This is a genomic window from Neolewinella antarctica, assembly GCF_011927835.1.
In the GTDB taxonomy this organism is placed as follows: Bacteria; Bacteroidota; Bacteroidia; order Chitinophagales; family Saprospiraceae; genus Neolewinella; species Neolewinella antarctica.
Map to the genome: position 1 here is coordinate 521,907 of NZ_JAATJH010000003.1, position 19,564 is coordinate 541,470.

Annotated in this window: 19 protein-coding genes; 14 read left to right on the plus strand and 5 right to left on the minus strand. The window is 53.3% G+C overall.

Annotation, left to right across the window (positions count from 1 at the left end):
- The first annotated feature begins 63 nt into the window (after positions 1-63).
- Positions 64-558, plus strand: coding sequence for a hypothetical protein (locus GGR27_RS12030; protein ID WP_168037695.1), 495 nt, complete (start codon positions 64-66; stop codon positions 556-558).
- 1 nt (position 559) lies between these two features.
- Here GGR27_RS12030 and GGR27_RS12035 read toward each other — a convergent pair whose 3' ends face one another.
- From GGR27_RS12035 to GGR27_RS12050, 4 genes are all read right to left on the minus strand, one after another.
- Entirely contained in the window at positions 560-1,882 is a 1,323-nt protein-coding gene (locus GGR27_RS12035; RefSeq protein WP_168037696.1) for an ABC transporter permease, read from the minus strand.
- 230 nt (positions 1,883-2,112) lie between these two features.
- Positions 2,113-5,292: an efflux RND transporter permease subunit gene (locus tag GGR27_RS12040; RefSeq protein WP_168037697.1), complete on the minus strand. Its 3,180-nt coding sequence runs from the start codon at positions 5,290-5,292 to the stop codon at positions 2,113-2,115.
- A complete protein-coding gene (locus tag GGR27_RS12045) occupies positions 5,289-6,446 on the minus strand; it encodes an efflux RND transporter periplasmic adaptor subunit (protein WP_168037698.1) in 1,158 nt (385 codons plus the stop codon). Before GGR27_RS12045 ends, GGR27_RS12040 begins: the two co-directional genes overlap by 4 nt.
- Positions 6,447-6,458: 12 nt before the next feature.
- Positions 6,459-7,769, minus strand: coding sequence for a TolC family protein (locus GGR27_RS12050; RefSeq protein WP_168037699.1), 1,311 nt, complete (start codon positions 7,767-7,769; stop codon positions 6,459-6,461).
- A gap of 152 nt (positions 7,770-7,921) precedes the next feature.
- Here GGR27_RS12050 and tyrS point away from each other — a divergent pair, with 152 nt between their 5' ends.
- The 3 genes from tyrS (at position 7,922) to GGR27_RS12065 (ending at position 10,677) form a co-directional block, all read left to right on the plus strand.
- Complete coding sequence (gene tyrS / locus GGR27_RS12055) at positions 7,922-9,265, plus strand: tyrosine--tRNA ligase (protein ID WP_168037700.1); 1,344 nt, start codon at positions 7,922-7,924, stop codon at positions 9,263-9,265.
- 182 nt (positions 9,266-9,447) lie between these two features.
- A complete protein-coding gene (locus tag GGR27_RS12060; protein WP_168037701.1) occupies positions 9,448-10,149 on the plus strand; it encodes a MotA/TolQ/ExbB proton channel family protein in 702 nt (233 codons plus the stop codon).
- A 54-nt stretch (positions 10,150-10,203) separates the two neighbouring features.
- Positions 10,204-10,677: an ExbD/TolR family protein gene (locus GGR27_RS12065; protein ID WP_245184626.1), complete on the plus strand. Its 474-nt coding sequence runs from the start codon at positions 10,204-10,206 to the stop codon at positions 10,675-10,677.
- Here the strand turns inward: GGR27_RS12065 and GGR27_RS12070 are convergent.
- Positions 10,649-11,485, minus strand: a complete 837-nt coding sequence (locus tag GGR27_RS12070) for a patatin-like phospholipase family protein (RefSeq protein ID WP_168037702.1) — start codon at positions 11,483-11,485, stop codon at positions 10,649-10,651. The genes GGR27_RS12065 and GGR27_RS12070 overlap by 29 nt on opposite strands.
- A gap of 528 nt (positions 11,486-12,013) precedes the next feature.
- On the opposite strand from GGR27_RS12070, the gene atpD reads away from it, so the two are divergent.
- The 10 genes from atpD to GGR27_RS12120 all read left to right on the plus strand — a co-directional run bounded on the left by atpD (position 12,014) and on the right by GGR27_RS12120 (position 19,561).
- Complete coding sequence (atpD, locus tag GGR27_RS12075; RefSeq protein ID WP_168037703.1) at positions 12,014-13,474, plus strand: F0F1 ATP synthase subunit beta; 1,461 nt, start codon at positions 12,014-12,016, stop codon at positions 13,472-13,474.
- A gap of 11 nt (positions 13,475-13,485) precedes the next feature.
- Positions 13,486-13,875, plus strand: a complete 390-nt coding sequence (locus tag GGR27_RS12080) for a F0F1 ATP synthase subunit epsilon (protein ID WP_209037925.1) — start codon at positions 13,486-13,488, stop codon at positions 13,873-13,875.
- A 1-nt stretch (position 13,876) separates the two neighbouring features.
- Positions 13,877-14,182 carry an AtpZ/AtpI family protein gene (locus tag GGR27_RS12085; protein ID WP_168037704.1) on the plus strand — a complete coding sequence of 102 codons (306 nt, stop codon included), beginning with the start codon at positions 13,877-13,879 and terminating at the stop codon, positions 14,180-14,182.
- Positions 14,175-14,501 carry an ATP synthase subunit I gene (locus tag GGR27_RS12090; protein ID WP_168037705.1) on the plus strand — a complete coding sequence of 109 codons (327 nt, stop codon included), beginning with the start codon at positions 14,175-14,177 and terminating at the stop codon, positions 14,499-14,501. Before GGR27_RS12085 ends, GGR27_RS12090 begins: the two co-directional genes overlap by 8 nt.
- Positions 14,491-15,189 (plus strand): F0F1 ATP synthase subunit A, encoded by a 699-nt coding sequence (locus GGR27_RS12095; protein WP_168037706.1) that lies wholly within the window; start codon positions 14,491-14,493, stop codon positions 15,187-15,189. The genes GGR27_RS12090 and GGR27_RS12095 overlap by 11 nt, the downstream gene beginning before the upstream one ends.
- Positions 15,190-15,196: 7 nt before the next feature.
- Positions 15,197-15,466, plus strand: a complete 270-nt coding sequence (locus tag GGR27_RS12100) for a F0F1 ATP synthase subunit C (RefSeq protein WP_168037707.1) — start codon at positions 15,197-15,199, stop codon at positions 15,464-15,466.
- Positions 15,467-15,469: 3 nt separating this feature from the next.
- Positions 15,470-16,261, plus strand: a complete 792-nt coding sequence (locus GGR27_RS12105) for a F0F1 ATP synthase subunit delta (RefSeq protein ID WP_168037708.1) — start codon at positions 15,470-15,472, stop codon at positions 16,259-16,261.
- Entirely contained in the window at positions 16,254-17,807 is a 1,554-nt protein-coding gene (locus GGR27_RS12110) for an alternate F1F0 ATPase, F1 subunit alpha (protein WP_168037709.1), read from the plus strand. The genes GGR27_RS12105 and GGR27_RS12110 overlap by 8 nt, the downstream gene beginning before the upstream one ends.
- On the plus strand, positions 17,807-18,691 hold the full coding sequence (locus GGR27_RS12115) for a F0F1 ATP synthase subunit gamma (protein WP_209037926.1): 885 nt from the start codon (positions 17,807-17,809) through the stop codon (positions 18,689-18,691). Before GGR27_RS12110 ends, GGR27_RS12115 begins: the two co-directional genes overlap by 1 nt.
- 213 nt (positions 18,692-18,904) lie before the next feature.
- The gene (locus tag GGR27_RS12120; protein ID WP_168037710.1) at positions 18,905-19,561 is read left to right on the plus strand and encodes an HAD family hydrolase; all 657 of its coding nucleotides are present in this window, start codon (positions 18,905-18,907) and stop codon (positions 19,559-19,561) included.
- Positions 19,562-19,564: the final 3 nt, after the last annotated feature.

Genomic DNA, 19,564 nt, shown 5'->3' on the forward strand with positions numbered 1-19,564 from the left:
CCCACCTATTTTCACCTGCGACCGCGCCCGCGTTATCATAAACACACTTAACCAAAGACTCTTATGCGTCTCCTCACAATCCTACTGCTCGCACTAATCTCCGTTATCCTGCACGCTCAGGAATACGAGGTACCACAAGGCGTCATCTACGAGCAAGACTCTGATTACAGCGCCCAGCACGATAATGTGGTCGCCGCGGTTAACTACCTACTGGAAACATCTATGGACCAGATTCCCCCAAAACGACTAAGGGCCCAGGTGTTCGTGTTGGAATGGCTCACCGGTACTTTCACGCTGAATACTCCCATCGGTCGGGACATCGTTCCTTTCAGGAATTGCACCGAATGCTTTGTCATGTTCATGGCAGCCCACGCGAAGCACACTATCCTCAACGAAGACGGTAACGAAGGTGCGGTAAACTATGCGGCGGTAAAGGACGTAATGGCTTTTTACGACAAAAATATTGACGCCTTGTTAAGGTGTGAGGAACTGGAAGAATTTAAAATGCTCGAGGCCGAAGGGGTACTGGAAGCCAAGATCGTCGCGGCTTCCAACTAGCTTACTTAAAGCGAATCGCCTTCACCGGATCGACCTGCGTGACGAGAATCGACGGCACAATTAGGAACAGCAGCGTAACCACGAACGTGCCTACGTTCAGCCAGGCGAGCGTCGTCCAGTCGATCTGGATGGGCGCCACCGAGAGGTAGTAGCTTTCTTCGTCGAGGTGGACCACGCCAAAAGTAGCCTGGACCCAGCAAAGGAAGAGCCCGACGACGTTGCCGATCAGCAACCCGACGAAGACGATGAAGCCGGCGTAGTACAGAAAGATTTTGCGGATGCCCCAGTTGCTCTGACCCAGCGCCTTGAGGGTACCGATCATGTTCGTCCGCTCCAAAATGAGGATCAGTAGCGCCGTCACCATGTTGATGATCGCCACGATGATCATCAGAATCAGGATGATCGCCCAGTTGTAATCCTGAATGTCCAACCAGTTGAATAACTCACTGATTTTATTGCGGATGCTGTCGGCGTAAAGATCCTGCGGCAGGGTGTTGTAGTGTATGTAGTCGGTGAAAATGTCCAGGTCACCGATGTCGTCGAGCACGACCTCGAAGCCGCCGATCTGGTCTTCCTCCCAGCCGAGTAACGACTGCGGGTGGCGCATGTCGACGAGCGCGAACTGCCGGTCGAACTCCTCCAGCCCGGTTTTGTAGATGCCGGTCACTTCGAAGGCCCGCGTCCGGTCCTGGCCGTTCTGACCGATGAAGGCGAAATCCATCCGGTCGCCCAGGTCGAGTTCGAGCCGGGTGGCGGTAATGCTACTGATAACGATGCCGCGGTTGAGGGAGTCGGGCCCGACGATCAGTTCTTCGCCCGCCACGAGGTACTTTCCGAAGGTTGGCCAGTCGTAGTCCGCCGCGATTCCCTTCAGGATCAGGGCTTCCTGGGTCGGTAGGCGTTCCCCCTCGGGGTACACGGAAACGACGCCGGGTAGCACGACGAATTGCTGGATGTGACGCACGCCGCCGACGGAGGTTTGCGGCTCACTTTCGTTGAGGCCCAGCCCCGTTCCGAAACTCTGCAGCGTTACCGGGCCGAGTTCCTGCAAACTGGGGTAGAAGTCCTGGTGGTTGGAAATGGGGTAGTTATAGGTGTCGAAGATGCCGTAGCTCGCCGCGTCCGCCGTGATGTGAATGTGGCCCCAGAACCCGAAAATCTTTTCGGAGATTTCCGATTTAAATCCGGCGATGAGTGCCGAAGCGAGGATCATCGTGATCATGGATATCGCCACGGCGGCGGCCGCGATACCGATGATGGTACGGCTAACGGACTTCGTGCCGCCCCTGGCGACGCCCCGGGCCAGGTAGAGGGGTAGGTTCATGTGGTAAAGGTAACGTTGGTGGGTAGGTTGAGATTTTGGTTTAACGGTTGGGTCTTGATGTGCGATTCATAGCGGATGATATGCGATATGCGATAAACGATATGTGATATTCGATTTGCTGCCGCACGTGACTGCTCACTCCGCTCGTTTAAACGAGCTGCTTTTGACCGGTAGCCGTAGAGAATATACTGAACAATGGTCGCGAACCGAATAGGAATCTAATTGTCAGCTTATTCTTCCTCTTTCGTAATCCCCTCCTCCCCCTCTTCTTTCTTTTTGTAAGAAGCCAACTCCTCTTCCGAGTAAGCCCAACCGGTGATGGTCGCATAAACCGCAGGAACAAATAAAACGGCCAAAAAGGTAACCGCCACCATCCCGCCGATCACGACCCAGCCAATCGTCTGGCGTGAAGCAGCCCCGGCACCGCCGGCCAGCGCCAACGGGATCATCCCGAAAATGAAGGTCGCACTCGTCATGAGAATAGGGCGGAGACGTTCCCGCGAAGCTTCCACGGTAGCTTCCTTCACGTCCATCCCGTCAATTTCTACCTTGTTTTTGGCGAATTCTACGATCAGGATGGCGTTTTTCGCCGCCAGTCCGATTACCGTGATGAGGCCAATTTGGGCGTAAACGTTGTTGTCGATCCCCGGAAAGAGCCAGAGCGTCAGCATGGAGCCAAAAATACCGATCGGCGCGGCGACCAGCACGGAGAAGGGCACCGTCCAGCTTTCGTAAAGGGCAACTAGGATTAGAAACGCCATCAGGATCGAGAAACCAAAAATATAGATCGTCTCGTTTCCGGAGTTCGCTTGCTCCCGGCTCAGGCCGCTGAATTCGTACCCGAAGCCCGTCGGCAACTTGGCGGCTTCTTCTTGCAATGCCGTGATTGCCTGACCGCTACTGTAACCCGGGGCGGCTGCGCCCGATATGTCGGCCGACCGGAAGAGGTTATAGTGGGAGATCAACGGTGCTTCCTTCTTCAACTCGTACCGAACGAGGTTGCTGAGCGGGACCAGTGTCCCTTCCGTATTACTCACGTAATAATCGTTAATATCTTGAATATTCGTCCGGAACATAGTATCCGCCTGGGCGACGACGCGGAAGGTCCGGCCGTACAGCGTAAAGTCGTTGATGTAGGAGCTACCCAGAAAAGTTTGGACGGTGCTGTACACATTAGCCAGCGGAACGCCGAGCTGCATGGCCCGCTCCCGGTCCACGATCATTTCGTAACCGGGCGTCTGGGCAGTGAAGAAGCTGAAGGCGCGGGCGATCTCCGGACGACCGTTTACGGCCCCGAGGAACTGGTCCATCGTCTGTTCGAATTCTTCGACGGTGCTGTTGCCGGAACGATCCTGCAGCACGAAACTGAAGCCGGAACTACTACCCAGGCCCGGAATGGACGGCGGGGCAATCACCACGACGCGCGCATCAATAATTCCACCTAATTTCTGATTGAGCTGACCCACCAGCGCATTCACGCTTTGTTCGTCCCCCTTCCGCTCGTCCCAACCCTTCAGTTGAACGAACACCGTACCCGTATTCGAACGGGTCGTGAAAGTCAGCGCATTGAGGTTGTTGACGCCCGTGTAAGCAAATACTTCCGGCATGCTATCGAGCGTATTCATCACCGATTTTAGCACTTCGAGGCTCCTGTTATTGGCGGCTGCTTCGGGTAGTTCGTAGGTGATGAAAATCCGCCCGTTGTCTTCCTCCGGGATGAAACCGCTCGGCTCCACGCTGAACAGCAGCCAGGTAACTGCGAAGATGGCGATCAGGGCCAGGGCCACGACCCAGACTTTTCCGAGGGTCCACTGCACGATCCGACCGTACTTATCCTTCATCCAATTCAGGCCGTTGTTGAAAGGCTTGAAGATCTTCTCCATCCGGGTCGGCGCCGCATTCTCCTCCCGCTTTTTAAAAAGGGTTGTCGCTAACGCGGGTGCCAGGGTAAGGGCAACGAGCGAGGATAATAAGACGGAGATAGAGATGGTGACCGCGAACTGCTGGTATAACTGTCCCGTCAGTCCGGGAATGGCGGCTACCGGTAAGAATACCGCTACGAGAATGAGGGAAGTCGTAATGACCGGCGTGGTCAGTTCCCGCAAAGCCTCTTTCGAGGCTTCGGCCGGAGACATCCCCTTCTCGTCCATATTCGTCTGAATGCCTTCGACCATCACGATCGAGTCGTCCACCACGATTCCGATCGCCAGCACCAGTCCGAAGAGCGTCAGCGTGTTGATCGTAAAGCCGAGTGGGGTAAACAGGATAAAAGCTCCCACGATGGAAGCCGGAATGGCCAGCAAAGGAAGCAAAGTAGCCCGCGCTTTCTGTAGGAAAATAAACACGATCAGTGCCACAATCGCCAGCGCGATCGCCAGCGTAATCAGTACTTCTTCAATGGACGCTCGAATAACGGACACGCCCTCGAACGGAATGAGGTAATCCAGGTCGGGCGGAAAATCTTCCTTCAGCTCTTCCATCGCCGCGACGATGCCGTCAGCCGTAGCCAGGGCATTACTCCCCGGTGCTTGGTAAATGATCAGGACCGCAGCCGGCGTTCCGTTAGTGAGAGACTCCCGGCCGTAGCTAAAGGTGCCGAGCTCTACCCGGCCGACGTCGCTTAAGCGGATCAGCGCCCCGGTAGCGGGGTCGTTGCGAATGATCACGTCTTCAAATTCCTTGGTGGATTCTAACCGGCTATCCACGAAAACGGTGTATTCGAATACCTGATCGCTGTTCTGCGGTGGCGCACCGACCGATCCAGCCGCCACCTGTACGTTCTGCACCCGGAGGGCTTCGGTGATTTCGGCGGGAGTAAGGCCCAATGCCGCCATCTTTTCCGGATTGAGCCACAGGCGCATACTAAAGTCCTTCGTGATCGCAAAGGCATCACCGACGCCGTCGACCCGCAATAGGGCATCCCGCACGAAGATGTTCATGTAGTTGTCAATGAAGCCCCGGTCGTGGGTGCCCTCGGGCGACTGGAGCGCGATGAGCATGAACAAACTCGGGTTCCGCTTCCGGACGGTCAGGCCCAACCGGCGCACGGCCTCGGGAATGGTGGGCTCGGCAACCCCCACGCGGTTCTGCACGTCGAGGGCGGCAATATCGATGTCGGTACCCAATTCAAAGGTGACGTTGATCGACACCGCACCGCTGTTCGTGCTGTTACTCGTGATGTAATCCATCCCCGGCGTACCGTTGATCTGGGACTCGATCGGGGTGGTAACGGATTCCTCGACCGTCTGGGCGTCCGCACCGGTATAAGCACCACTAACCGAAACCGTCGGGGGCGTAATGTTCGGGTACTGCGTGATGGGTAACGTGCTCAAACTTACGCCACCCAGGATGACTAGGAGCAAGGACACGACCATCGCCGCTTTCGGGTGGTCGACAAAAAAGTCTTTCATTCGCCTTGGTTTTGGGCTTGGTTTGCGGACTTGTTTTCCTCCTGGCGGGGTGGGGCAATTTGCACTTTGGTACTATCCTTCACGCTCTTTAAGCCTTCGATCACCACTATCTTTCCGGCATCCAGGCCTTCCGTAACTACGACTTGCTGACCGAGTTGTTTTCCAGTCGTTACTTTTTGCCGGTAGGTCACGCTGTCCCGCACCTCCATCACGTAGAACTCTCCCATTTGCTCGGAAAGGGCCTGGGTGGGGATCAGTACCTGACGACCGGACTGGTCGTTGAGCATCTCGATCTCCAGGGTCATGCCGGGGCGTAGTACTTTGTCCTGATTGGTAAATTCTAACCGCACGTTCAGCGAGCCCGTTCGCGGGTCGACCACCCGGTCGCTAGCGTATATTTTGCCTTTTCCAGCGTAAAGCGATCCGTCGGGTAAGCGTAGTCGAAAGACGCTATCCCTCGGGTCGATACCCGTTTTCTCCATTCGGCTGAGGCGCGGAATTTGAGTCTGGGGCAAAGCGAAATCTACGCCGATCGGCGCTTCTTTGCTGATGGTGGTCAGTAGCGGTTGCCCGGGCGAAACCTGCGTACCTGACTTAGCGGAATTCAGGCTCGTTACCCCGCTGAGGGGTGCGCGGATGACCGTATAATCCAGTTGGGTGCGCGCGCTGCGGACGCCGGCGTTAGCGCTTTCGAGGGCTTGGCGACGGGCTTCTACCTCGGCTTCGGCTTGGTCCAACGTCTGGAGGGCGATGGCTTCGGCTTCGGCCAGGCGGCGGTAACGCTCCACGTTCTTCTCGGCAAGGTCTAGGTTGGCCTGGGCGCTGGCTACCGTGCTGGTCGCCTGGTCCACGTCGGCGGCGTAGCGGCGGACGTCCACCGTGTAGAGGCGTTGCCCTTTCCGGACGAGATCCCCTTCCCGGAAATATACTTGGGTGATGTAGCCGGTGGTCTGGGGCCGGACTTCTACTTCATCCAGGGCAACGACCGTCGCCGGAAATTCATCGTAGAACGTGACGGCTTCTTGTTTGGATTCCGCTACGCGGACGGTCGGGGCCGGCCGTTGTTGCGGGGCTTCCTCGTCTTTGCCACCGCCGCAAGAAGCGCAGGTGAGCAGCAGACCCAGGCAAAAGCTCAGGGAGTAAATCAGTTTCATTCGGGGCTGTGTTTAGAGGGTGGCGGTGACCCGTTGTAGTTCCACGCGGGCGATGAGGGCGTCGATCAGGGCGTTGAGGGCCCGGTTCTGGCTGGTGCGCAGGTCGCTTTCGGCGATGACGACTTCCAGAAACGGTTTGATACCCTCCCGGTACTGTAGGTCGATGACTTCGTAGATCTCCCGGGCGAGTTCTACGTTCTCTTCGGCGATCAGGAAGTTGAGGCGACCGGAACGATAGTCGTTGTCAGCTACGGCAAATTCTCGCTGGATTTCTTGTCGTAGGGCTTCCAGTTCGTAATCCAGTCCCAGACGCAGGACGGTTGCCAACTCTACCTGGTGGAACCTGCGCCCGCCGTTGAACAGCGGAACATTGACGTTGAGGGAAGCAACACCGGCGGGGTACTTTTGGCCGTAGAGGTCACCAAGATTACTCGCGAGATAGTTGTACAAGTATCCGCCCTGGGCGCTTACCGTAGGTTGCCAGGAGCGGCGGAGATAAGTGGTATTGAGGTCTTGCTGTTGTTGCCTGATGCGCAAGGCCCGTATCTCCGGTCTTTCGCGAATTTCCAGGTCCAGCAGACTATCGGATGTGACGTCGAGACTGTAGCGTTCGTAGTCGTACGTCAAATCTAGTGGCTGATTTTCCGGATAGCCCATTAAGGACTTTAGCTCGGCCATTCGGCTATCCAAACCTAACAAACCGGTGGCTAAGTTCGCTTTCGCTTGGTTGAGGGCGATGGTGGCGCGTTTGTAATCCACCTTATCGTTGATACCGTTTTCGTACAGTAAGCGGGCATCCCGGAGGTTGCGTTCGAGGCGCTCGATGTCGGCGCGCGCAAGGGTGATGCGTTCGGTGAACAGGAGGGTTTGGTAGAAGGCGGTGCTTACGCGGGCTTTAAGTTGTAGTTCCTGTTCTTCGATGACCAGCCGGGCGGCTTCGAGGTTGGCGCGTTGGAGGTTGCGGTCGCGGATGACCTCCGGACTGTAGATCAGTTGGTTAACGGTGACGCCGGCGTTGGATAACCACTTTTGGCCGAGGACGACCTCGCTCGTTTCTCCCGGGTTATTAAAGTCGGGGAAGAGCGTGACTTGTTGCTTCCAGTTGTTGGTGACCGCACCGGTCAGGGCCACTATCGGCTTCCAGGCGGATAGTAAAATCTGGTTGTTGAGTTCGGCGATGCTGTCTTCGAGGCGGGCGTTACGGAGGTCCGGGGCATTGGCGAGGGCGTAAGCAACACACTGCTCCCGGTCCATGGCTTGCACCTGCGCCCGCGCCAAAAAGGGGACGGAAAACAGGCAAATAAAGAGCAGCGTTCGGGTCATGGCAGAAACTTATTATCCCACTAAACAACAATGGGGGGCAGAGTTCAACGCACCACGCAATTAGAAATAAACAGTTGTGTCTGCTACCAGTTTTCTAGGTGATAACACCGGCCCGTAAGACCTATCTTCGCCCTCCCAAAAGAGACGACCCCATGGACTTTATCGCCGAACTAGAATGGCGCGGCATGCTGCACCAACTCACGCCCGGAATCCGCGAGCACCTCAACGCAGCCCCCCGCAAAGCCTACATCGGCTTCGACCCCACGGCGAATTCGCTGACGATTGGCAACTACGTCCAGGTCATGATCCTCACGCTCTGGGCCCGCGCCGGCCACCACCCCGTCATCCTTTTTGGCGGAGCTACGGGGCGGATCGGCGACCCGTCGGGCAAGGATAAAGAGCGGCAGTTGAAGACGTACGAAGAGCTCGACGCGAATCTCGAAAGTCAGAAGGCGCAGATGATGGAACTGATTGGTGTAGGACTGCGGGGCGTCCCGACAAAGTACGGGACTGGTGCAAGGGAAGTTGGAGAAGAGCACAGTTTTTCCGTCGTCAACAACTACGAGTTCTACGAGCACATGAACGTGCTCGACTTCCTCCGTAACGTCGGCAAAACCCTGACGATCAGCTACATGATGTCGAAAGACAGCGTCCAGAGCCGCCTCGATACCGGTATGTCTTTCACCGAATTCTCCTACCAACTCCTTCAGGGCTACGACTTCCAAAAGCTCTACGAAGACTACGGCGTGACCGTCCAGATGGGTGGCTCCGACCAGTGGGGCAACATTACGGCCGGTACGGAATTCGTCCGCCGCAACGCCGAGGGAAAAGCCTACGCCGTCACCACGCCACTGCTCACGAAAGCGGACGGGACAAAATTCGGCAAGTCCGAAAAAGGCAACATCTGGCTCGACCCGGAAATGACCGGCCCCTACGATTTCTACCAATTCTGGGTCCGTTCCAACGACGCGGACATTCCTACTTACCTCAAGACCTTCTCCCTCCGCACCAAAGAAGAAATCCTGGCCGACGTAGCCACCGTCGAAGCGCACGGCCCGGACAACAACCTCTTCAAGCAAGTCAACGCCATCAAGCACGCGCTGGCCGCCGAGCTTACCGAACGCATCCACGGCGCGGAGGGCATCACCACCGCCAAGCGCGTCACGGACATCTTTTACGGGCGCGGAACTACCCCGGAAGATCTGCAAAGCCTGACTGCCAAAACCATTGAAGGATTGCGCGGCGAAATTCCTGATTTCGTAGTCGATAGAGCAGCCCTGGCAGCATCCCCTACGCTGATTGATCTATTGTCCGACACAACCGTCACCTCCAGTAAGAGCGAAGCCAGGCGGGCGATTGAGAATAACGCTATCTCAATCAACAAGGTGAAAATGACGGACGTAGAAGCCGAGGTAAACACCGGCGACCTACTCCACGACCGATTTATCCTGATTGAAAACGGTAAAAAACGCCGGTACCTACTGGTGATAGAGTAAGGCTAAGCTCCGAAAATCAGAACGACCAAGAACTACTAAAAACCTACGAAAGGTAAAAACCCACCCACCGGCAAATAACCGGCTGCGCGAATTACCTTTGGGACCCACGCAAACCACTTGCTTGGTCCGCTAACATACGAAACGCAGCTAACCGACGTTTTGCACCCGCTAAACCTACCCAGATGTTCCCACGCTTTTTGAACCTGCTGCTCCAATCGACTCCTTTGCTTGACCCGACGGCGGAACCCGTTACCGAATCCGCCAATCTCCTCAGCGTTTTGCTGGAATCCGGCTGGCTGACGATGATCATCGTCGGTATCCTACTGGTTTTATTCGTTATCGCCTGCTACATCTTTTTGGAGCGTCTCGCCGTCATCAAGGCTGCCGGTGCGGAGGACACGGGTTTCATGGAGCGTATCCGTCTCGAAATGTCTGCCGGTAACATGTCCAACGCCCGTGCGCTCTGCACGACGATCGACAGCCCCGTTGCCCGCATGGTCGAGAAAGGCCTGACCCGTGTCGGTCGCCCCTTGCGCGACATTGACGCCGCCATCGAGAACGTAGGTAACCTGGAAGTTTTTCGTTTGGAGAAAGGACTGAGTACGCTAGCCTCCATCGCCGGTGCCGCCCCCATGATCGGTTTTTTTGGTACGGTAACGGGTATGATCGCGGCGTTTTACGAGATGTCAGTTGCCGAGAACATTACGCCGGACGTCTTGGCGGGTGGTATCTACTCGGCGTTATTAACAACTGCTGCCGGTTTGTTCATCGGTATTTTTGCCTTCGTGGGCTATAATTACCTCGTGGCTTCCGTCGAGCGGGTGGTGTACAAAATGGAACGGTCTACGACTGAGTTTATGGATCTTCTTCAGGAACCAGGGTAGGAGTATGATAGTAGCGCTTCGCGCAGTATGATAGTATGATAGTGTTTTGTCACCATGCCATTCTCTACTAAGTCACCAAACTACCGACTACCGACTACCGACTACCGACTACCGACTACCAAACTAATTATGGGTTTCAAAAGGTCAAATAAAGTAAACGCACAGTTCAACATGTCCTCCCTGACGGACATCATCTTCCTGTTGCTGATCTTTTTCATGCTTACCTCCAACTTCGTTCAGATCAAGCCTTTTGACCTGCCGGAGTCGGATAGTCAGACCGTTGCCCCCACCAACATCATCGTACAACTCGAACGGGATGGCACGACCAGCGTGAATAGTCTGGAAGTTCGGGGTGGTGCCATCGCTCAGGCCGTCAATAATGCCATTGCGCAGTCGGACGACGATGAGAATACGACCGTCACCATTGTTGCCGAGACGGGGGTTCCTTTCAACCGCATTACGCCGATCATGACGATTGCGGCGCAGAATCGGACGCGGGCTATAATTGCAACGCAGCCTCGGAATTAGTGAAGTGGCTTGGTGTTTTGACCGTGCTGTTTTTTACTAAAGCCAAGTCTAGTTCTTCCCGCTGCGCCATGATGGTTTCATAGCCGAGGTCAAATAATGCTTTTGCGTGTTCGACGTCAAGTAGCGAGTAGGCATCTAGGCCCTTGGGTACGATCATCACGTCGCACTGATCGTACTTCACGGCCGTCGCCTGGCTGATGCCAATTTCTAGTATTTGGTTCATCAGCGCGAATAAGGATTGTAACTCTTTGCGGTCACAGAATAAGGCTGGATTTGCCGAGACGCCGATCACCACGTCGCATTCGGCGCGAAGGGTTTGCACGGGAAAGTTGTCCGTAAGCCCTCCGTCAACGTAGACCTGACCGTTGCACTTTACCGGAGCGAAGAGCATTGGCAAAGCCGCGGAGCATTTGATGGCATCCAGGACCGAGCCGCTGGAGACGATCTCGGCGCGGCCGGTTTCCAGGTTCGTACGACTTATGTACAGTTTCTTTTTGAGCGCACTAAATCGATCGTCCGGGAAGTAGGGTAGGAGGGGTTCTTCGATCTTGTCGGCGTCAAGTAGCCCGGACCAGCTAAAAGCTAGGTTGTGGCGGGTAAACAGGTGGATGTTAGTAATGACGTCGCGGATACGGTTCGCATCCACTCCGGCGGCGTAGAGGCCACCCACTACGGATCCAATACTGGCCCCGGCGACGTGCGTGGGTTTGATGTCCATTTCTTCCAGCCCACGGATTACGCCAGCGTGTACGATCCCCCTGAAGCCTCCGCCGGAGAGAACGAGGCCTATTTTAATGTTATTCGCCATTAATGTAAATTCGGCAAACAAGCTGACTATCAGGCTGATGATTATCAAGTTTATTAGTGACCTCCGTCATTGGCGGGGCCGGATAATTCTGCCACCTTTGTAGTGACTTGTCGGTGAACCCTGGATGGTAGATAGATAGGTTGCTGCTGACTGAAACCCAGCAAAGTCATTAAATTGATTAATAAGTAGTTGGACAATATTATTATAACATTTTGACGAGCGTAGCGAGCTGCCTCGTCGCCCCTCTACCTTCGGAGAGGGGCCGGGGGAGAGGGTTACAAGATGTACGTTTAATATTGTCCGAGTACTTAAATGGTGCCAAGTTTACCCAAGTGATTCCTTGCCCCTTCAGGACACGGCGATATTCTTAGTTCAACTGCTTCTCGGTAAATCTCTTTGCACCTGCGTCCGCGCCCTAAACTGCTCAAAATTTGGCGCGGACGCGGGATGCAGTAATTATTCAGAGGAGCAAAGTTGCATTGGCATAGCAGCTGGGTCAAATACGACTAAACGGTTAAAACGCCCCGAATGAATTCTTCCACCCTAAATGGTTCTGCAAATACCGGCAAAGTGACAAGCATACGCGGAAGTGTGGTGGATGTGCGGTTCGATGATCGGCTACCCGCGATTAATACCTTATTACTTACCGGCCACGAGCAGGAAATAAAAATAGAGGTTTATGCTCAATTAAATGCGCACCACGTCCGGGGCATTTCGTTGACGCCCACCCAGGGTTTGGCCCGTGGAATGAACGTAACGTCGACGGGAAAAGAACTGGCCGTTCCGGTAGGGAAAAATATTCTGGGAAGAATGTTTGACGTCTTCGGAAACACCATCGACCATCAGGGGCCGCTGTCCGACGTGACGTGGAAATCCATTCATCGTTCGCCGCCCTCCCTTTCCGAACGGGCGACCAAATCGGAGGTGTTCCTTACTGGCATTAAAGCCATAGACGTCTTGATTCCGTTGGAACGCGGCGGTAAAGCGGGATTATTTGGTGGCGCGGGCGTCGGGAAAACGGTGTTGCTTACCGAGATGATCCACAATATGGTCGGGCACGAAAAAGGAATAAGTATGTTCTGTGGCATCGGCGAACGGTGCCGGGAAGGGCACGAATTATACCACGATATGAAGGACGCGGACGTCCTGAAGGATATGGTATTAATATTCGGACAAATGAACGAACCCCCCGGTGCGCGCTTCCGGGTGGGGCACGCGGCGCTGACGATGGCGGAGTACTTCCGGGATGAAGAACACCGGGACGTCCTTCTACTAATTGACAACATATTCCGGTTTATCCAGGCGGGAATGGAAGTTTCCGGCCTGATGGGGCAAATGCCGTCCCGTCTGGGCTATCAACCCACGTTGGAGACGGAATTGTCAAAGCTGGAGGAGCGCATTGCGAATACCGAGGCGGGCGCCATCACGTCCATCCAAGCCGTCTACGTGCCCGCCGATGATCTGACCGACCCCGCCGCCGTCCACACCTTCTCGCACTTGTCCGCGACCATCGTTCTTTCCCGGGAGAAGGCTAGCGAAGGGCTTTATCCAGCTATTGATTTATTGGCGTCTAATTCAAAGATGGCGACACCGGGAATAATCGGTAACAGGCACTACGAAATGGCTCAGGAAATTCGAAAAACCCTGGCGCACTACGAAGAACTGAAGGACATCATCGCCATGCTCGGCTTAGAGCAGCTATCGCCCGCAGATCACCTCATCGTCAACCGCGCCAGACGCCTGGAACGCTTCCTCACCCAGCCGTTCTACGCCACTGAAAAATTTAGTGATTTTAAAGGGAAAGTGGTGAGTTTGCAAGATGCTTTGGATGGTTGTGAACGAATTCTTTCCGATGAATTCGAAGATGTCCCGGAAAGTGCTTTTTACATGATTGGAAATATTGAGGAAGCTCTAAAGAAAAATTCTGACAAAAAGCAGGCTGCTAAAGAAAAGTTGAAAAAGAAGACCGCTTCTCCCGTTGAAGCATAAACTAACGAGTAATGATGATGCACCTCACGCTTTTGCTCCCCTTTCGGGTGTTCGGCGATATTCAAAACGTCAAACGGATTGTCGTGGAGACAAGAAAGGGCGCTTTCGGACTCTTACCACAACGGTTGGATTGCGTAGCGGCGCTAGTTCCCGGAATTTTCACGTACGAAACGGACCGGGAATATTTCATCGCCGTTGACGAAGGCGTGATGGTAAAAGCGGGCCAGGAAGTATTGGTTTCCGTCCGCAATGCCATTCAGGGCGCAAGTCTTGACGAACTACAGGACTCGGTGGAGAAGCAGTTTAAGCAGCTGGATGAAGATGAAAAGAACATACGGTCCGTGATGGCCAGAATGGAAGGTGGATTTCTTTTGAGTCTGGAAAAATTTCGCCAACAATAAAATGAATTCAAAAAACCAGGAGACACTGAGGGAAATAAGCGATAAGGCTAGCAGAAAACTGTACGCCCGGCGTGGTGGGCAACGCAGTGTCTGGGCGGGCTTAGGCATGTTTGGCTTGGTCGGCTGGTCCGTCGTCGTTCCCGCACTGGCGGGAGCCGGATTGGGGGTTTGGTTGGATCGACACTATCCACAGTCTTTTTCCTGGACCTTGACCCTGTTGATCCTCGGGCTATTCACGGGCTGCGTCCTTGCCTGGCAGTGGTTGGAGGAGGAACACAAGGACATAAATCGGGACCAAGATGAATGAAATACTATTGATGATGGCGGCACTGGTAAAAGGCGGTTTGTTGGGCGTGTTCTTCTTCGGAGGGCTGTGGTTAACCGTACGTAAAGCCGTGGCTTCAACGTCGCCCGCACGCTGGCTTTTGGGTAGCCTGATTCTTCGTGTGGGCATAGTGGTCATTGGTTTTTACATAGTTATGCAGGGAGCAAACTGGTTGAATGGCCTGGTTTGTCTGCTAGGGTTTGTTGCCGCGCGGGTGATTATTTTTCGCCTAACCCAGACTCCTGAAACAAGCACAAAACTCTCAACCATCAAAATTAAAGAAGCTACCCATGAAGCTTAGTCCGGACGAAACGATTTTCTGGGAATATGGCTTTTTCACCATTAACCTGACCCTGGTTACGACGTGGGGGATTATGCTGTTATTAATAATTTCCGCCGTAATCATCACTCGGCAACTAAGGACGGATGTACAAATCTCCGGCTGGCAAAGCTTTCTTGAGATTTTGGTGACCGGTATTAACAAGCAAATTGAAGAAGTCGGACTAAAACAACCGGCGCATTACATTGGCTTCATCGGCACTTTATTCTTATTCATCGCCACGGCTAATCTATTAATCATTCTGCCCTGGTACGAACCCCCGACCGGCTCCCTATCCACCACTGCCGCCCTGTCGATCTGCGTACTCTTTGCCGTTCCTTTTTTCGGAATCCAGAAAAATGGCTTCGTAGCGTATTTAAAGACTTACGTCGAGCCCGCGGCTTTCATGCTCCCGTTTAATATCATCGGAAAGGTATCCCGAACCCTCGCCCTGACGATCCGCCTGTTCGGTAACATTATGAGCGGCGGACTGATCATCGCCATCCTGCTGACTATTGCCCCGTTGCTATTCCCCGTTATCATGACTGGTTTGGGGTTACTAACGGGGATGGTGCAAGCCTACATTTTTAGCATTCTGGCAACCGTCTACATTGCCGCGGCCGTACGGGAAAGCGAACGAAGGGAAATGCCAATAACACAACCTAAATAAAATCAGCATGGATAGTATCACAGTCATAGCAATGGTTTCCATCATTACGGCGGGCATTACTACCGGGGTAGGGTGTATGTTTCCCGCAATCAGTGAAGGCAAGGCAGTAGCCAGGGCGCTGGAATCACTAGCGCAGCAACCGGATGCTTCGGACACAATTACACGGACTTTATTCGTCGGGCTGGCCATGATCGAATCCACCGCGATCTACTGTTTCGTGGTGTCGATGATCCTCATTTTCGCTAACCCATTTTGGAATTATATCATAGCCCAATAAGCCATGGAAATTAACTGGTTCACCGTTGTCGCACAAGTTATCAACTTCATCATTTTAGTATGGTTGCTGAAACGCTTTCTGTATAAACCGATCTTAAAAGCAATAGAGGATCGGGAAAACAAAATAGTGGCGCAGTTGGAGGACGCGGAGGCGAAAAAGGTCGAAGCAAAAGCGGAGCGGGAGGAATTTCAGCAAAAGAATACTTCCTTCGACGAGCAAAAGAAGGAACTATTAGCCAATGCTACATCGGATGCTGCCGATCACCGTCAGGAACTGTTTGACAACGCCCGGACAGAAGCAGCGCAGTTATCGAAAAAGCTAGCGACGGCTGCGGAAGAGCAACGACATAGCGAACAGAAAACACATCGGCAGAAGATCCAGCAAGAAGTTTATGGCATAGCGCGTAAAGCTCTCTTCGATCTGGCCACGGTGAGTTTGGAAGAGCAACTGACCCAATCTTTTATCAAGCGCTTGAATGCCTTGACGAAAGCTGAGGTAAAACAACTGAAGACCGCCTTTACGGGGTCCTCCAGACCCTTGGTGGTACGAAGTGCCGTCGCACTTTCTGAAGCGCAACGACAAGCACTCAAACAGTCGCTTGATGAGTTACTCGCTATCGAAACATCCTTATCATTCGAGGTAGTTCCCGCGCTGATTGGGGGGATGGAGTTGAGCACCCAGGATTACAAAATAGCCTGGAACATTTCCGCTTACCTACGGGGATTTGAGAAAGTCGTTCCTGCTTTGAATGGCCAACAACCTACCAATCAGGAATTAAAAGAATACCATGTCTGAGCTTGCCAGTAATCTTTACGGCCCCGATGCTTTCCACCAGTTGGCGGCAGCCCGGGGGAAATATATCTTTCCCTTCGCGCTTTGTGAGGCGGGCTACGTAACCAGCGTCTCCGCCGGTATCGCAAAGGTATCTGGTTTGCCGGGGGTAGGGTTTGAAGAAATGGTGAAGTTTTCGGAAACCTTGTTTGGGATTGCTTACAATATCGACGAAGCGGAAATCGGTGTCATTCTGCTCGGGGAAGATGCGGACCTCAACGTTGGCGACCAAGTGGAACGGACGCACCGGGTGATGGATATTCCCGTCGGTGATTTATTGATTGGACGCATCATCAATCCGCTGGGGGAGCCGGAAGACGGGGGAGCGGCCATCGCTGCCACTCAACGACTCCCCGTTGAGCGCCGGGCAGCCGCCATTATGGATCGGGCGCCGGTCGCCGTGCCGCTACAAACCGGTATAAAAGTTATTGATGCGCTGATTCCCATCGGTCGGGGGCAACGTGAATTAATTCTGGGGGATCGACAAACGGGTAAAACGGCAATCGCGATTGATACCATTATTAACCAAAGCGATAAAAACGTGCTTTGCGTGTACTGCGCGATCGGCCAACGGGCCTCGACCGTCGCTAAGGTCGTCGCGAATTTGAGAGAGAAAGGGGCAATGGATTATACGGTGGTTGTCGTCACGGAAGGGAATGACCCGCCGGGGTTGAAATACATTGCCCCCTATGCGGCCACCAGCATCGCCGAATATTTTATGGAGCAGGGGCGCGACGTGCTCATCGTGTACGACGATCTCACGCACCACGCCCGCGCCTATCGGGAATTATCACTGTTGCTCAGAAGGCCGCCGGGGCGGGAGGCTTTTCCGGGTGATATTTTTTATATTCATTCCCGTTTACTAGAACGGTCCACGCATTTGAGTAAAGACTTAGGCGGCGGGTCACTGACGGCCTTACCGATCATCGAAACCGAGGCACAAAACATATCAGCTTATATTCCAACCAACCTGATTTCCATTACCGACGGGCAGATATATTTATCACCCAAGTTGTTTGAGCTCGGGATTTTGCCGGCGGTGGACGTAGGTAAATCGGTCTCCCGGGTGGGCGGCAAGGCGCAGTTGCCGGGGTACCGGTCCGTAACGGGCAGCCTGAAGTTGGACTATGCCCAGTTCGAAGAGTTAGAAAATTATGCCCGCTTTGGAACCCGACTGGACGAAGCTACCCGAAAGACCATCGAACACGGGAAAAGAATCCGCCGCTGGCTGATCCAGCATCAATTTAATCCATTATCCGTAGCGGAGCAAATCGTGGTACTATTGGCCCTGACCGAGGGGTATTTCGACACGATCCCCATTACGATCTTCGACGAAGCGGAAGCTGGTTTGCTGGTTGCGAGTAAGGAACTTCCCGATGATATTAAAAGTCGATTAGTTTCGGATAAACCACTTAGTGAGGACGATAAAAATGCGCTGCTGTCTCTGGCGAAAAAAGCCTTATTGCCTTTCGAAACCGCAGCGAATGAACCTAAAAGTGACCGATCATAATGGACACCCTAGCGCATATTCAGCATAAATTAGTCGGCGCGGAGGACTTGAAATCAGTCGTTCGTACCATGAAAGCCATGGCCGCTTCCAAGATCGGACAGTACGAATTGGCCGTTGAATCGCTGAGTAAGTATCACCATACTATTTCGCTAGGTCTTTTTGTCTATTTCAGGGATAAACCGGGTACCCAACTTGATTTCAAGGCGTTACCGGGAGCGGGGAAAAGTCCGAAAGAATGTGCCGTTATTTTTGGATCGGATCAAGGTCTTGTCGGGCCGTTCAATGATACGCTGGCTACTTTTATGTCTCGGTATTTGACTGATTTGCCAGGTGAAAAAGTAGTGTGGGTGGTAGGCGAACGTATGAAGTCGCATTTAGTCGATATAGATTATGAGGTGACAAAGAGCTTTCCTTTGCCGAGTGTGGTGGAATCAATAGCATCGTTAATAAGTCAACTATTAGTAAACGGGGAGGAGCTTATTGAGAACGGTAGTTTTGATAGAATTCATGTATTTCATAATAAGCCAAATTCCGGAGTCGGGTACACGCCGGTAGTTCAACAATTGCTGCCGCTGGATAGGCAGTGGAAACAAGGGTTTTTAAAACAGCAATGGCCCACGAAACTGCTTCCTCAAATAGCCGGTGATGCGAAACTGACCTTGTTAGCCCTCGTCCACGAATATTTATTTGCCTCCCTGTTCAAGGCCTGCGCGGAATCCCTGGCGAGTGAGAATGCCAGTCGGCTGATCTCCATGCAACGGGCGGAGAAGAATATCAGTGAGTTGCTGGATGATTTAAATCATCAATTTCATCAACTTCGTCAGGGGCTGATCGATGAGGAGTTGTTTGACGTGATTTCGGGCTTTGAGGCGCTAAAAAAGTAAATAGCTAGTAATCACCCTGCACCCGCGTCCGCGCATGAAGATTAAGATTTTGTGGCGCGGTCGCGGGTGCAATGGTATTAAGGTTGGCAATGTGGGTTTTGTGTAAGCTTTTTACCGTAAAGTGTAACATTTCTGACCCATCATGCAGTGATCTTTATGATCGACGCTTTGGGGTTAAGACCCATTACGACCAGATAAAACACACCTACCAATATGTCTGAAAAAACGATCACCACACTATTCGTTGACATCGGAGGCGTGCTGCTCTCCAATGGCTGGGGACACGAATTCAGACACCGGGCCGCGGGAAAATTTAACCTGGACAAACAAGCGATGGACGAGCGTCACAGCACGGTCTTCATGCCTTACGAAAGAGGAGAATTAACGCTGGAGGAATACCTAAAAAAGGTCGTTTTTTATCAAAAGCGAGATTTTACGATCCGAGAATTTCGAGATTACATGTTTTCGTTGACGACCCCGCACGCAGGTATGATTAACCTCATAAAAAGCCTAAAGCGGCAGTATGGGTTGAAAGTAGTTGCCGTAAGTAACGAAGCGAGAGAGCTGAATGCGTACCGGATACGGACGTTTGAACTCACGGGCGTCATTGATTTCTTTGTCTCCTCTTGCTACGTTCACCTCAGGAAGCCGGATGCCAGGATCTTCGAATTAGCACTCGACCTCACCGCCGCAGCGCCGGACGAAGTAATATATATTGATGACATCCAGCAATTCGTGGATGTTGCCGAAGAGATGGGGATAAAAAGTATTTGCCACGCGGAGTATTCACTTACCCGTGACGCCTTGGCCGCTTCGGGCTTAACGATCATGCTGGATTTGTGCGAAGCCGCTAATCTGAATAATCTGTAAAAA

Coding starts and splice junctions, on each gene's coding strand:
- GGR27_RS12030 (WP_168037695.1), top strand. CDS start 64: ATGCGTCTCCTCACAATCCTACTGCTCGCACTAATCTCCGTTATCCTG.
- GGR27_RS12035 (WP_168037696.1), bottom strand. CDS start 1,882: ATGAACCTACCCCTCTACCTGGCCCGGGGCGTCGCCAGGGGCGGCACG.
- GGR27_RS12040 (WP_168037697.1), bottom strand. CDS start 5,292: ATGAAAGACTTTTTTGTCGACCACCCGAAAGCGGCGATGGTCGTGTCC.
- GGR27_RS12045 (WP_168037698.1), bottom strand. CDS start 6,446: ATGAAACTGATTTACTCCCTGAGCTTTTGCCTGGGTCTGCTGCTCACC.
- GGR27_RS12050 (WP_168037699.1), bottom strand. CDS start 7,769: ATGACCCGAACGCTGCTCTTTATTTGCCTGTTTTCCGTCCCCTTTTTG.
- tyrS (WP_168037700.1), top strand. CDS start 7,922: ATGGACTTTATCGCCGAACTAGAATGGCGCGGCATGCTGCACCAACTC.
- GGR27_RS12060 (WP_168037701.1), top strand. CDS start 9,448: ATGTTCCCACGCTTTTTGAACCTGCTGCTCCAATCGACTCCTTTGCTT.
- GGR27_RS12065 (WP_245184626.1), top strand. CDS start 10,204: ATGCCATTCTCTACTAAGTCACCAAACTACCGACTACCGACTACCGAC.
- GGR27_RS12070 (WP_168037702.1), bottom strand. CDS start 11,485: ATGGCGAATAACATTAAAATAGGCCTCGTTCTCTCCGGCGGAGGCTTC.
- atpD (WP_168037703.1), top strand. CDS start 12,014: ATGAATTCTTCCACCCTAAATGGTTCTGCAAATACCGGCAAAGTGACA.
- GGR27_RS12080 (WP_209037925.1), top strand. CDS start 13,486: ATGATGATGCACCTCACGCTTTTGCTCCCCTTTCGGGTGTTCGGCGAT.
- GGR27_RS12085 (WP_168037704.1), top strand. CDS start 13,877: ATGAATTCAAAAAACCAGGAGACACTGAGGGAAATAAGCGATAAGGCT.
- GGR27_RS12090 (WP_168037705.1), top strand. CDS start 14,175: ATGAATGAAATACTATTGATGATGGCGGCACTGGTAAAAGGCGGTTTG.
- GGR27_RS12095 (WP_168037706.1), top strand. CDS start 14,491: ATGAAGCTTAGTCCGGACGAAACGATTTTCTGGGAATATGGCTTTTTC.
- GGR27_RS12100 (WP_168037707.1), top strand. CDS start 15,197: ATGGATAGTATCACAGTCATAGCAATGGTTTCCATCATTACGGCGGGC.
- GGR27_RS12105 (WP_168037708.1), top strand. CDS start 15,470: ATGGAAATTAACTGGTTCACCGTTGTCGCACAAGTTATCAACTTCATC.
- GGR27_RS12110 (WP_168037709.1), top strand. CDS start 16,254: ATGTCTGAGCTTGCCAGTAATCTTTACGGCCCCGATGCTTTCCACCAG.
- GGR27_RS12115 (WP_209037926.1), top strand. CDS start 17,807: ATGGACACCCTAGCGCATATTCAGCATAAATTAGTCGGCGCGGAGGAC.
- GGR27_RS12120 (WP_168037710.1), top strand. CDS start 18,905: ATGTCTGAAAAAACGATCACCACACTATTCGTTGACATCGGAGGCGTG.